The sequence below is a fragment of the Paenibacillus sp. FSL H8-0260 genome, from assembly GCF_045040625.1.
Lineage (GTDB): Bacteria > Bacillota > Bacilli > Paenibacillales > Paenibacillaceae > Paenibacillus_AQ > Paenibacillus_AQ odorifer.
The window spans coordinates 5,414,157-5,427,446 of record NZ_CP150298.1 but is presented as its reverse complement, the minus strand read 5'-3'; the positions used below and the strand labels follow the sequence as shown (position 1 = coordinate 5,427,446).

The following is a 13,290-nucleotide window of genomic DNA, read 5'->3' as shown; positions in this document are numbered from 1 at the left end:
TTATGCTTACAAAACTTATAGGAGATGATAAATTTGGATTTTAAAGATAGTATTCGTGTGATTCCTGATTTCCCTAAAGAAGGTATTAGTTTTAAAGATATCACCACATTGCTTAAAGACGGTGAGGCTTACCGCCAAGCGATTGACGCGTTGAAAGCTCTCGTAGCGCATTTGGAAATCGACGTTATCGCTGGACCAGAAGCACGTGGCTTCGTAGTTGGAGCACCTCTTGCTTATGCGATGGGAGTAGGTTTTGTGCCGATTCGTAAAAGCGGCAAGCTTCCATATGAGACTATAGAGGTAGGTTATGATCTTGAGTATGGCAAGGACACCCTTGCTGTTCATACAGATGCCATCAAGCCTGGTCAAAAAGTATTGATCGCTGATGATTTATTGGCTACTGGTGGAACCATTGCTACTTCGGTTAACCTTGTAGAACAGCTTGGCGGTAAAGTGGTAGGTGCTGCTTTTCTGATTGAACTGGTTGAGCTTGCTGGGCGTAATAAGCTTTCTGGAGTTGAAGTTCTTTCCTTGGTGAATTACGAGGATTAATCTTGTAAAGTTTGTCTTTTCCCGGGAAATAAACGGGGATTCGGCGCTCGAATTATGCTGAAAAGTGCAAAGATTAACGCGTGACACAAAGTGTGGAAGTTAAACATTAATTGGAAAATGTAAGATAATAACAGCAACTCTCTGCCTTGTAGCGGAGAGTTGCTGTTTTGTATCTGCGTTAATAAAAAAAGCTGCCCAAGTCCATAAATGGATGTTGGAGCAGCTTTTTTAAAATTCTATTTTTTATAACCGATTAATGGGCAGTTTTATCACTTTCTCCGCCATCATTAGACAGTCCAAGCACTTCAATGAGTTTGAAGAACAATGCCAATACGATACCAACAATTGTAGCCAGCGCCATACCACTTAGTTTAACGTTGCCCATAGTAAGGGTTGTACCACTGATTCCGACAACGAGTACCAACGTAGCCATGATCATGTTCGTAGCCTTGGAAAAATCAACTTTTTGCTCAACGAAAATACGTAATCCGGAAGCCGCAATTACACCAAACAGCAACAGGGATACACCACCCATTACAGGGGTTGGAATATTAGCGATGACGGAGGAGAAAGTACCAGAGAATGAAAGGAGAATAGCAATCACCGCTGCGCCGCCGATTACATATACCGAATATACTTTAGTCAACGCCATAACCCCGATATTTTCACCGTAGGTTGTATTTGGAGTAGAACCGATAAAACCGGAGATAATTGTAGATATCCCGTTCCCCATCAGAGAGCGGTCAAGTCCAGGATCTTTTGCCAAGTCTCTGCCGACAATATTGCTTGTAACAAGTAAATGTCCAATATGCTCAACAATAACAACTAATGATACCGGGATAATAGTGAATATTACATTCCAATCAAATGAAGGAGTAACAATGGAAGGATGCGCTAAAAATTTTGCATTAGAGATAGCAGCGGTATCCACCATTTTCAAAATATATGCTAAACCATAACCAGTGACGATACCAATAAGGATGTGAATGATTTTTGGAAAACCGCGGAAGAGTACAGCTCCAATTACAGTTACACCAAGTGTCACCATAGAAAGTGCGATTGTTTTGCCATCTGGAGTCCAGTCTGCAACTGCAACGCCTTCAGGAGCAATAAGTCCTGCCATTCGTGCGGCAACAGGTACAAGTTCAAGTCCGATCGTAGCTACGATCGCTCCCATTACTGCTGGAGGGAAAACAACATCAATCCATTTGGTTCCTGCATAACGAATGATCAATGCCACGAGCACGAATATAATACCAGTGACGATAAAAGCACCCAAAGCAAGCGAGTATCCTTTCATGTGATCATTTGGGTAACGACTGAGTACTGACAATACCGGTGCAATAAAGGCAAAGCTGGAACCAAGGTACGCAGGGATTTTACCACGACAGATCCAAATGTACAGCAATGTACCGATACCATTCATAAGCAAAATCATTCCAGGGTCGACCCCGAACAAGTTAGGCACTAGCACTGTACTGCCAAACATGGCAAATAAATGCTGGAGACTTAATAGAAAGCCTGGGCCCCATGGAAGTTTTTCGTTAACTTGAATTTCGCGTTGCAATGGAGTTCACTCCTCTTTCTTATCTGATATTAGGTTGTCCGGCGAAAATCCGCCTTTACTAGATTAAATAGAACTTGGCTTTTTTACAACAACATTTTCACAAGTGTTATTAATTTGTCCGAATTTAATTACTTTTACTTCTGGAATACCATGAGATGGCAAGTGTTGACGTAATCCTCCTTAAGCCTCATAATTATAGACAACTTTGAATAAGGGCGTAAGTAAGCTTGGACAAATGAAATGATTGGAACCTGCAGATTTTTGAACAGTTGCGGGTTCATTTTATTATAGAAAGGAATCGGATACGACGAGAATGGGCATTGAGCGATTAATTGATAAGGCTGGCGCCTATATAAAAGATAAAGATCTTCTCCGCATCCGGGAAGCTTATGAATTTGCCGATCAGGCTCATCACGGGCAGATCCGCAAGTCGGGGGAGCCATACATTCTGCATCCGCTGGCGGTGGCAGATATTGTCGTCAATATGCAAATGGATGTTATATCTATTGTTGCAGCGCTTTTGCATGATGTGGTGGAAGATACGACGGTCTCACTGGAACAAATCCGCGCTAAATTTGGCGATACCTGCGCAATGCTTGTTGACGGCTTAACGAAGCTGGAACGCATTCGCTTTCGCTCAAAGGAAGAGCAGCAGAACGAGAATTACCGCAAAATGTTTATTGCTATGGCCCAGGATATCCGGGTCATTGTCATTAAACTGGCGGACCGTCTGCATAATATGCGAACGTTAAAATACCAATCTGAAGAGAGCCAGCGCCGTATTTCTTATGAGACGTTGGAGATCTTCTGTCCTGTAGCTGACCGGCTGGGGATTTCCGCGATTAAGTGGGAGATGGAGGATATTGCGCTTCGTTACTTGAACCCGCAGCAGTATTACCGGATTGCTAATCTGGTGCATAAGAAGCGGGCTGAACGTGAGCAATTTATCGACAGCGTAATTGGCCGTATTCGTGCCAAGCTGGATGAAATGGGCATTGAAGGTGATCTTTCCGGCCGCCCGAAGCATATTTACAGTGTTTATAACAAAATGAGCACAAAAAATAAGCAGTTTAATGAAATTTATGACCTGCTGGCCATTCGTATCATTGTGGATAATATTAAGGACTGTTATGCAACCCTTGGAATTATTCATACCTTATGGAAGCCAATGCCGGGGCGTTTTAAAGATTATATAGCTATGCCAAAAGCCAATATGTATCAATCTCTGCATACTACTGTGGTAGGACCAGGCGGAGAGCCTACTGAGGTGCAAATTCGCACCTGGGAAATGCACCGCACGGCAGAATACGGGATAGCCGCACACTGGGCATACAAAGAAGGCAGCAGTAATAATGCTAATCCGGAGAATCGGATGCCTTTCTTTCGCGAAATATTGGAGCTGCAGCATGAAGCTAAGGATGCCGAAGAGTTCGTAAAATCACTAAAAATGGATTTTTTCTCAGACCTCGTGTTTGTATTTACTCCTAAAGGTGAGGTTATTGAGCTTCCTGCCGGTTCTGTGCCTCTTGACTTCGCGTTCCGCATTCATACAGAAGTGGGCAATCGTACGATTGGTTCCAAGGTGAACGGGCGGATCGTGCCACTTGATCACAAGCTGAAGACGGGCGATATTGTTGAGATTTTGACGTCTAAGCATTCTTACGGACCTAGCCGTGACTGGCTCAAAATTGCACAATCCTCTCACGCAAGAAGCAAAATTAAACAATGGTTCAAAAAAGAAAAACGTGAGGAAAATGTCGAAAAAGGTCGCGAAGCGATTGAACGTGAGCTGAAGCGCCTGAATGTTGAAGTTTCCGAGTGGATTTCTGATGAAAAACTGTTGGAAGCTGCGAAAAAATTTGCTTTTAATGATGTAGAGGATATGTTGTCTGCCGTTGGTTTTGGTGGGATTACCGCTTCGCAGATTGCCTCCCGTTTGACGGAGAAGCTGCGCAAGGAGCAGGAAGAAGCTGCTAACCACTTGGAGCTTACTTCAGAGATGAAGGAGATCAAGTCTTCCGGCGAGAGACGAAATCAACCCACCAATGGCGTTAGTGTAAAAGGAATTGAAAACTTACTTGTTCGTTTTGCACGATGTTGCAACCCGGTTCCGGGTGACGACATTGTAGGTTATGTTACACGGGGCCGGGGTGTATCTGTACACCGCCAGGATTGTCCTAACATTCCGGGTGAAGGTGACGGAGAAGAAGCAGCTAGAGTGATTGAAGTGGAATGGGAAGGCACGATGGAAGCAAACTATAGTGTGGATATTGAGATTACAGGCCATGACCGCAATGGACTGCTCAATGAAGTACTGCAGGCTGTGTCCGAGAGCAAAACGAACATTTCTGCGGTCACTGGGCGCTCTGACAAGAATAAGATGGCAATGATTCATATGACCATCCTTATTCGTAATACGGAGCATCTGCAATCCGTTGTAGATAAAGTGAAACGAGTCAAGGATGTATATACAGTGAATCGGATCATGCAATAAGGCAAGGAGCGAAGTAGTGCGATGAGAGTTGTAGTACAGCGTTGTAAGGACGCCAAAGTAACCGTGGATGAGACAGTGACCGGAGCGATTGGCAATGGCCTGATGCTGCTTGTCGGCGTTACCCATGAAGATACAGAGAAGGATGCCAAATATTTAGCGGATAAAATAGCTGGACTGCGTATTTTTGAAGATGATGCTGGCAAAATGAACTATAGTGTCACGGATACTAACGGGGCTATTCTTTCAGTGTCCCAGTTTACTTTATACGGAGATTGCCGTAAGGGAAGACGGCCGAATTTCATGGGAGCTGCAGCTCCTGCGGAGGCCGAGCGTCTTTATGATTATTTTAATCAAGAGCTTAGAGCTGGAGGTCTTCAGGTGGAGACGGGCATATTTGGAGCGATGATGGATGTGTCGCTGACCAATTGGGGCCCAGTTACTCTCATTCTGGATAGCCGCAGCTAACGAAATAGAGGATGTCGAAGATTGCTTCTGGCCGGAGCTAACTTTCGACATCTTTTTTTATGCGGATAGAGCTTCTTTGGGCTGGATAAACTAAATGCAGGCAGATATCACGCATAAGGCAGGGAGTTTAAGAATGAGACAATCACAGAAGGCATGGGTATGGAGAAGTCTCCCGGCACTACCGACTGGGAGTCCTATGGAAGCCTGCGCATTAGCCAAAAAGCTAGACGGCGAGACCGAACCACTAGTGATGAAAGGAAGAAGCCGCAATCTCTTGCCGCGTACCTGAAGCGGGTGGAAAAGGCGGCTTTTTCGGTGTTGTGAAGGAAGCCTTTTTTCCGGTTAAAGGTTAGAAAGCATCCTCATAAGGGTAATAGACCACAAGAAAGAATAATTAGAACATCATTAATTGCTAAAGACAGAGAGGAGAAACTATTACATGAGTAACGTTGCTTTCTTACTGGCTAATGATTTTGAAGATTCTGAAATGAAGGTTCCTTATGATGAAATTATAAAGGCAGGACATCAAGCGGACATTATTGGTTTGAAAAAAGGGGAGACCTTGCTAGGTAAAAAGAAAGAAGTCTCCTACGCAGCAGACAAGGCGATCGCCGATGTTCAAGCAAGTGATTATGACGCGATAGTCATCCCGGGTGGTTCTTCCCCCGAGAATTTACGGCAAAATGCTGATATTTTGAAGTTTGTAAAAGAAGCAAATGAAGCAGGCAAGCCTATCGCCTCTATTTGCCACGGACCGCAAATTCTGATCAGTGCAGACTTGCTTAAGGGACGCACTATTACCTCATATCCTCCGCTGAAGGATGATGTTGTGAATGCCGGCGCGGAGTTTAAGGATGAGGAAGTAGTGGTTGATCGCAATTACATTACTTCGCGTACACCAAAAGATGAGCCTGCATTTGTTCGTGAAATATTGAAGGTCCTGAAATAAATAAGCAATATTTAAATTAGAGTCATATAATCCAAGGAGGTAATGGCAATGAGCAGAAAAATCCAAGCGTATTTCAGAACTGAAAATGAAGCAGAAGGCGCAAAAACAGCATTGATTAGCTATAAGGTGGATGGTTTGGAGGTTTGGCCACTCACAGACCCTATCGGCAATGATCGTAATATTCTGTTTCCAATCATTCCACTGGATAGTGCATCTGTAGTCGCAGGCACAACTGGAACGCTTGGAACGGCCAGCACACCTGCAGCTGGAGCTATGCTGGTTCCTGGCATTGCCGCTTCCGATACTCGGGCTGACCCTGAAACACATTATAGTGTGAATGAAGATCAGGTTAGTGCGAACGTGGCAGAAGGAGATCTCGAAGATGGGGATTTAAGTGAACTTCGTTATGTGATGGAGCTAAGTATAGCAGAAGAAAATTATAATGAAGTTGTGGAAATCCTTCGGGGCAAAGGGGCCTATGTTGAACAATTCGAATAGTATTCTATTAAAAATAAACCGCTTTCATGGAATGTAATATAATCGTAATATTACGTACATGATTCCTTAATATAGCGTGTTTATAATAAAGGCATGACCCCCTTTTTAATAATATATGATGATGGACCTGCAGCATTCGGCTGCAGGTCATTTTTTTGTTACAATATAATTGCTGAATAAAAAACTCGGAAGCTGTCAAAATTTATACCAGGCATCCTTTTTACTACCTTGACTTTAATGCAGTAGTTCAGTAGAATATTAACAATATACGATTTTATCATATGGTTTTGATGACGGGACCAAGTAATTCGAGAACCCACAACTCCAGAGAAGAATCCCTTGTCGATTCGGATGACATCTACTTAAGTGGATGATGAACCGGTATCGCTTGGCTGCAAGGATTCTGTTGATGAGCGAATGAATGACCTCCCCGAGAACGTACGGCGAAAGTGGGCAGTGTTGATTGCCGCGATCAGTAGCCGTTTACGCGTAGGCGGGCGTTAACCGCTTTGAGCGGCTTCAGTATATTTTTACTGATCCGGAATGTGGGTGGTACCACGTGGTGTATTATTGGTTATGATAATCCCTCGTCCCTGTTTTTTTATAAAACAGGGCGAGGGATTTTTTGCTTTTTCTGCAATAGAAACAGATGAAGAGAACAGCTTTAGAGGGGTTATTTTTTAGGAGGGATAGACTGTGGCTAAAGAAAGATTCGAGAAACCAACAGGAACGCAGGACGTGCTTCCGGGTGCTGTGGAGAAATGGCAGTATATTGAGGGGAAGGCCAGAGATTTATGCCGCCGTTTTAACTACCGGGAAATTCGCACACCTATGTTTGAGCACACAGGGTTATTCGAACGTGGAGTAGGCGAAACAACGGATATTGTGGAAGGGGAAATGTATACGTTCAAGGACAAAGGCGACCGTGATTTGGCTCTTCGTCCAGAAGGAACGGCTGGTGTCGTGCGCGCTTACGTTCAGAACAAGCTATACGGTGAACCTGATGTAAGCAAGCTGTATTATATCGGACCTATGTTCCGGTATGAGCGTCCGCAGGCCGGAAGATATCGCCAGTTCCATCAGTTTGGGATTGAGGCGTTTGGGGCCGTGGATCCGGCTATTGATGCAGAAGTAATCTCTATGGGCTATCAATTCTATAAGGATCTAGGTCTTAAGGATGTAAGAGTGGAGCTTAATTCCGTGGGTAATGCACCAAGCCGTGCGGCTTACCGGGAGAAGCTGCTGGGATTCCTTAGACCGATGAAGGATAACCTCTGCAGTGACTGTCAGCGTCGAATCGAGCGTAATCCGCTTCGTGTGCTGGATTGCAAGGTGGATCAGGATAAATTTACAGATGCGCCTTCCATTTTGGACAGTTTGGATGATGAATGCATAACTCATTTTGAGAAGGTTAAGATGCATCTGGACATCATGGGTGTGGAGTTCACGATTAATCCTCGTCTTGTACGTGGTTTGGATTATTACACGCATACTGCGTTTGAATATAAAGCAGCTGGCATTGGCTCTATTGATACCGTAGGCGGCGGAGGCCGTTACAACGGTTTGGTTGAAGAAATCGGCGGACCGGATCAACCGGGTATTGGTTTTGGGATCGGGCTGGAGCGTATTCTTCTTATTCTGGAAGATCAGAAGGTAGAGCTGGAGACTGCGAAGCCACTGGATGTGTATTTTGTAGCTCTTGGCGAAGAGGCTGACATTGAAATCTCCAAGCAGCTATACTTTCTGCGTAGCCAAGGGTTCTCGGCAGAACGCGACTACCTCGGCCGGAAGATGAAGGCGCAGATGAAGTCAGCTGACCGTATGTCGGCACGTTATACTGCGATTCTTGGCGAAGACGAGCTGAAGAATGGTGTAATTGCGCTGAAGTCGATGAGCACAGGGGAACAGCAGACTGTGAAGCTCGAAGAGCTGGCTCAGGCGTTGGTATAGAAGAAAACTTTTTAAGTAGAAATGTATTTTTAAATAAAAAGGGGAATGGTGAATTATGCAAAGAAGTCATAACTGTGGGCAATTAACACCAGAACATATTGGACAAACGGTAACCTTGAACGGATGGGTCCAGACCCGCCGCGACCTTGGGGGCGTACTTTTTATTGACCTGCGTGACAGAAGCGGTATTGTGCAAGTTGTATTCAACCCGGACTACTCCGGCGAAGCACTGCAAATTGCGGATAAGGTTCGCAGTGAGTATGTTTTGGCTGTCAAAGGAAAAGTGGTTAAACGTGATGAAGAAACCATTAACCGCAATCTACCAACAGGTGAGATTGAAGTTCAAATTACAGATATCGAAGTGCTGAACGCTGCTAAGACCCCTCCATTCTTCATCGAAGATGGAGTGGAAGTAGACGAATCTCTTCGCCTGAAATATCGTTACCTGGATCTGCGTCGTCCAGAAATGCAAAAAACATTGTTGCTACGCTCGAAAGCTTCTAAGATTTTCCGCGATTTCCTTGACAGTGAAGGATTTATTGATGTAGAAACACCAATCCTAACTAAGAGCTCACCGGAAGGTGCGCGTGATTATTTGGTGCCAAGCCGTGTGCATGAAGGCGAATTTTTCGCATTGCCACAATCTCCACAAATCTACAAGCAGCTATTGATGGTGGGTGGCGTTGAACGCTATTATCAAATTGCTCGTTGTTTCCGTGATGAAGATTTGCGTGCTGACCGTCAGCCGGAATTTACACAAGTGGACATCGAGACTTCATTCCTGTCTCAGGATGAGCTGCTTGGCATGATGGAGAACCTGATGCAGCGTTTGTTTAAAGAAACTGTAGGAGTGGATATTCAACTTCCATTCCAACGTTTGACTTATGCTGAGGCTATGGGCAAATACGGTTCAGACAAACCTGACCTGCGTTTTGGATTAGAGCTTGTGGAAATGAACGATATTGTTGCCACAAGTGGCGTAAAGGTATTCGCTTCCGTGATCGAAAAAGGCGGAGAAGTGAAATGTCTAAATGCTAAAGGCTGTGGGACTTGGACTCGTAAAGAAATCGATGATCTCGGACCTTATGCTGCGCGTTATGGAGCGAAAGGTTTGGCTTGGATTCAAGTGAAAGACGGCGAGTTCAAAGGGCCGATTGTCAAATTCTTCACTGAAGAAGAAATTGCCGCTGTGAAGGAGCGTACAGGCGCTGAAGAAGGCGACCTACTGTTGTTCTCCGCTGATACCAAAAAGGTTGTAGCGGACGTTCTAGGTGCCCTTCGTGTCAAAATCGGACGTCAGCTGGGTCTGATCGACGATAACGTGTTCAAGTTCGCTTGGGTGACTGACTTCCCATTGCTTGGTTATGATGAAGATCAGAAACGTTATGTAGCAGAACACCATCCGTTCACTCGTCCACGTGAAGAGGATCTGCATCTGTTCGACACAGATCCAGGTGCAATTCGTGCACAAGCCTACGATATCGTTCTGAACGGTTATGAAGTAGGCGGCGGCTCCATGCGGATTTACAAACGTGAAGTACAGGAAAAAATGTTCCAAGCTCTCGGCTTCTCAGATGAGGTTGCTTACGAGAAATTTGGTTACCTGATGGATGCGTTCGAATATGGTACACCTCCACATGGTGGTATTGCCTTCGGTTTAGATCGTCTAATTATGCTGCTGGCGGGGCGTACAAATCTACGCGAAACCATCGCATTCCCGAAAACGGCAAGTGCAACGGACCTGCTTATGGATGCACCTGCACCAGTAGACGGTTCACAATTGGAACAACTGCATATTAAGCTGGCTCTTAAACCAAAGAAAGAAAAAGAAAAAGAATAATTAAATAAAGCGGGCGAGGCAGATTTCTGCTTCGCTGTAGCTTTTGAAGGAGGCTGACCTCATGCTGCATCAGTTCTCACGTACGGAACTGGCGATCGGACCGGAAGGTCTGGAGATTATGAAGAACAGCACAGTAGCGGTACTTGGTATCGGCGGTGTTGGCGGTATGGCTGTTGAGGCATTGGCTCGTAGCGGGATCGGCAGACTGATTCTGATTGATAAGGATTCCGTCGACATTACCAATGTGAATCGGCAGATCCACGCACTTACTACAACGGTTGGGCAAAAGAAGGCCGAACTGATGGTAGACCGTGTGAGGCTGATTAATCCGGAATGTGAAGCGATTGCGCTGAACATGTTCTATACGGAAGAAACCTATGAGGAACTGTTCAAGCTGAAACCGGATTATGTGATTGATGCCTCGGATACGATTATCTACAAGGTCCATTTGATTAAAGAATGTCTGGCACGTGGAATTCCTATGATCTCAAGCATGGGTGCCGCCAACAAAATGGATCCTACAAGATTCCAGGTAGCGGACATTTCCAAGACAACGTATGATCCGATTGCCCGGGTCATTCGCCAGAAGCTGCGTAAGGATGGGATTAAAAAAGGCGTGAAAGTGGTTTTCTCTACGGAGCCGCCAATGAAGCCACGTCAGGATGTTACGGACAAGATTGTTCCGGAGAATGCGCCGGATCGACGTAAAGCGAAACAACCGCCAGCCAGCAATTCATTTGTTCCACCGGTAGCCGGCCTAATTATGGTCAGCGTTGCCGTGCGTGATTTGCTTGAGGCTGGAGGCGTCAGCTTGTAAGTGAATCGCTGAGCTGAGGCTGTTTCAATTATAGATATAGGATTAGAGTAATGGACAAAAGGGCGAGTAGCTGAAATCCGGCTGCGTACGCCCTTTTGTTGTCGTTAAACAGGCGGGGTCTGCAAGAAGCAGGCCACAAATAGGCATAATAGCTGAACCGGGATGAACGGCTGATTATTAGGTTTATAATCCGGGTAATATCCGCCTGCGGAACTTAATATCAGTGGAGGTTTTTGTACATGAAATCGAATTTTTGGCGAAATAGTGTGGGGCTTGCGCCTGAGAATGACTGGAAACGGGAATGGGCTGCAGGGATTCTCTCCTATTTTGCTTCAGTTTATATTGTTATGGTGAATGCGACGATTCTCCATGACGCGGGGATGCCGCTTAGACCGGCAATGGTGGCCACACTGTTGACCGCAATTACCGGCTGTCTGCTGATGGCTTTTGGCGGGAAGACGCCTATCATCGTGGTTCCCGGGATGGGAATTAACGCATTTTTCACTTATACGCTTGTTCATTCCATGAAGCTGGACTGGAGAGAGGCGCTTACTGTAGTTGTTATAACAGGCGTGTTATTCGCTATTGTGGCCTTCACATCACTTTATCGTATTCTTAGTGAGGCAATTCCCCAAAACCTGCAGCATGCCATTACAGTCGGTATAGGGCTGTTTCTGACCTTTATAGGGCTGCAAAAGAGTGGGATAGTGATTGCCCATCAGACTACTTTTGTTGCCATAGGACATTTTAGTGATCCTGCAGTTATTACATCCTGTGTGACTTTATTGCTGGCTTTAGTGTTATTTATCCGGGGAACCAACGGCGGCCTGCTGATAAGTATGCTGGTTGGTACAGGACTAGCCTACCTGTTGGGAGCTGCACATACACCGGAAAAACAAGCTTCAGGGCATGTATTCTCAGGTTATGGCGGCTTATTTTTCGGAATGGACTGGAGCGGCATTGTGAGCCTGGTGTTCTGGATTGCTGTATTCCTGTTATTGTTAATCGTTGTATTTGAAAATATCGGTCTTGTAGCCTCGCAGACGATGATGGCAGGCCGTCCAGAACGCTTCAAAAGCAGCTTACGTGCGCTCTCGCTTGCTAATATCGCCGCGGGTCTCTTCGGAAGCAGTCCGGTCGTGGCCGCTGCAGAATCCAATGCAGGAATAGCTGCGGGCGGGCGTTCGGGTCTCACCTCGCTTGTAACAGGGCTTCTATTCGGGGCGACCTTCTTATTCCTGCCGCTGTTATCCTATATTCCTGACAGTGCGATTGCCCCGATTTTGATTGTGATCGGCGGGCTTATGGTACAGAATGTGCGTGAGATGGACTTGAGCGATTTGACCGAGCTGTTCCCGTCTTTTTTAATCATGGTTATGATTCCATTCACCTATAGCATCGTGGACGGTATGGCTTTTGGTTTTATTACCTACCCAATTGTGAAGCTGGCGCTGGGCAAAGGGAAGGAAGTGCCACCTGCGCTGTATGGAATTGCTGGTTTGTTTGTGGCTAACTTTATTTTGCAGGCTGTGCTATAGTGCGGCATCCAGTTTCTTTGATTGCGAGGGACCTGTTGTTGCACTCTTATTAGTTCTATTAGCCAGTGTTGAAATCAAAGAGGTAATTGCCGCTGTGCCGTTGATTGGGGCTAAATGCGTGGAAGCGTCGAAAACAAAGGTATAAATACCGTTGATTGGGGCTAAATGCGTGAAAATGCCGAAATTAAAGGTATAAATACCTCTGATTGGAGCCAAATGTGTGGAAACGCCGAAAACAAAGGTATAAATACCGTTGATTGGGGCTAAATGCGTGGAAGCGTCGAAAACAAAGGTATAAATACCGTTGATTGGGGCTAAATGCGTGGAAGCGTCGAAAACAAAGGTATAAATGCCGTTGATTGGAGCCAAATGCGTGGAAGCGTCGAAATCAAAGGTATAAATACCGTTGATTGGGGCTAAATGCGTGGAAGCGTCGAAAACAAAGGTATAAATACCGTTGATTGGGGCTAAATGCGTGGAAGCGTCGAAAACAAAGGTATAAATACCGTTGATTGGAGCTAAATGCGTGTAGACGACGAAATCAAAGGCAAAAATGCCTTTGGTTTGTCCCAAACATTCGGCGCTTGTGCATGCTAAGGTGCACCAAAGGGCTTTAGGTT

The 13,290-nt window shown here is 45.4% G+C and carries 13 protein-coding genes; 11 read left to right on the top strand and 2 right to left on the bottom strand.

The window, feature by feature from the left end:
• Positions 1 to 33: 33 nt before the first annotated feature.
• Positions 34 to 552 carry an adenine phosphoribosyltransferase gene (locus tag MHI51_RS24150; protein WP_036677647.1) on the top strand — a complete coding sequence of 173 codons (519 nt, stop codon included), beginning with the start codon at positions 34 to 36 and terminating at the stop codon, positions 550 to 552.
• 253 nt (positions 553 to 805) lie between these two features.
• Here MHI51_RS24150 and uraA read toward each other — a convergent pair whose 3' ends face one another.
• Positions 806 to 2,119: a uracil permease gene (uraA, locus tag MHI51_RS24145; RefSeq protein ID WP_038572987.1), complete on the bottom strand. Its 1,314-nt coding sequence runs from the start codon at positions 2,117 to 2,119 to the stop codon at positions 806 to 808.
• 313 nt (positions 2,120 to 2,432) lie between these two features.
• Here uraA and MHI51_RS24140 point away from each other — a divergent pair, with 313 nt between their 5' ends.
• From MHI51_RS24140 to MHI51_RS24095, 10 genes are all read left to right on the top strand, one after another.
• Entirely contained in the window at positions 2,433 to 4,613 is a 2,181-nt protein-coding gene (locus MHI51_RS24140) for a bifunctional (p)ppGpp synthetase/guanosine-3',5'-bis(diphosphate) 3'-pyrophosphohydrolase (protein WP_036677643.1), read from the top strand.
• 21 nt (positions 4,614 to 4,634) lie between these two features.
• On the top strand, positions 4,635 to 5,078 hold the full coding sequence (gene dtd / locus MHI51_RS24135; protein WP_036677641.1) for a D-aminoacyl-tRNA deacylase: 444 nt from the start codon (positions 4,635 to 4,637) through the stop codon (positions 5,076 to 5,078).
• 133 nt (positions 5,079 to 5,211) lie between these two features.
• Positions 5,212 to 5,367 carry a hypothetical protein gene (locus tag MHI51_RS24130; RefSeq protein WP_179087027.1) on the top strand — a complete coding sequence of 52 codons (156 nt, stop codon included), beginning with the start codon at positions 5,212 to 5,214 and terminating at the stop codon, positions 5,365 to 5,367.
• Between the two features lie 150 nt (positions 5,368 to 5,517).
• A complete protein-coding gene (locus MHI51_RS24125) occupies positions 5,518 to 6,027 on the top strand; it encodes a type 1 glutamine amidotransferase domain-containing protein (protein WP_076105448.1) in 510 nt (169 codons plus the stop codon).
• Between the two features lie 48 nt (positions 6,028 to 6,075).
• Complete coding sequence (locus MHI51_RS24120) at positions 6,076 to 6,525, top strand: hypothetical protein (RefSeq protein ID WP_036677637.1); 450 nt, start codon at positions 6,076 to 6,078, stop codon at positions 6,523 to 6,525.
• A gap of 366 nt (positions 6,526 to 6,891) precedes the next feature.
• Positions 6,892 to 7,029 (top strand): hypothetical protein, encoded by a 138-nt coding sequence (locus tag MHI51_RS24115; RefSeq protein ID WP_155288182.1) that lies wholly within the window; start codon positions 6,892 to 6,894, stop codon positions 7,027 to 7,029.
• 192 nt (positions 7,030 to 7,221) lie between these two features.
• On the top strand, positions 7,222 to 8,475 hold the full coding sequence (gene hisS / locus MHI51_RS24110) for a histidine--tRNA ligase (RefSeq protein WP_036677635.1): 1,254 nt from the start codon (positions 7,222 to 7,224) through the stop codon (positions 8,473 to 8,475).
• 55 nt (positions 8,476 to 8,530) lie between these two features.
• On the top strand, positions 8,531 to 10,315 hold the full coding sequence (gene aspS / locus MHI51_RS24105) for an aspartate--tRNA ligase (RefSeq protein WP_405173307.1): 1,785 nt from the start codon (positions 8,531 to 8,533) through the stop codon (positions 10,313 to 10,315).
• Between the two features lie 61 nt (positions 10,316 to 10,376).
• Positions 10,377 to 11,132 carry a ThiF family adenylyltransferase gene (locus MHI51_RS24100; protein ID WP_076277219.1) on the top strand — a complete coding sequence of 252 codons (756 nt, stop codon included), beginning with the start codon at positions 10,377 to 10,379 and terminating at the stop codon, positions 11,130 to 11,132.
• Between the two features lie 239 nt (positions 11,133 to 11,371).
• On the top strand, positions 11,372 to 12,670 hold the full coding sequence (locus MHI51_RS24095; protein WP_342410082.1) for an NCS2 family permease: 1,299 nt from the start codon (positions 11,372 to 11,374) through the stop codon (positions 12,668 to 12,670).
• On the opposite strand, the gene MHI51_RS24090 is transcribed toward MHI51_RS24095, so the two are convergent.
• Complete coding sequence (locus MHI51_RS24090; RefSeq protein ID WP_405173306.1) at positions 12,665 to 13,243, bottom strand: hypothetical protein; 579 nt, start codon at positions 13,241 to 13,243, stop codon at positions 12,665 to 12,667. The two genes, MHI51_RS24095 and MHI51_RS24090, sit on opposite strands and share 6 nt — an antisense overlap.
• Positions 13,244 to 13,290: the final 47 nt, after the last annotated feature.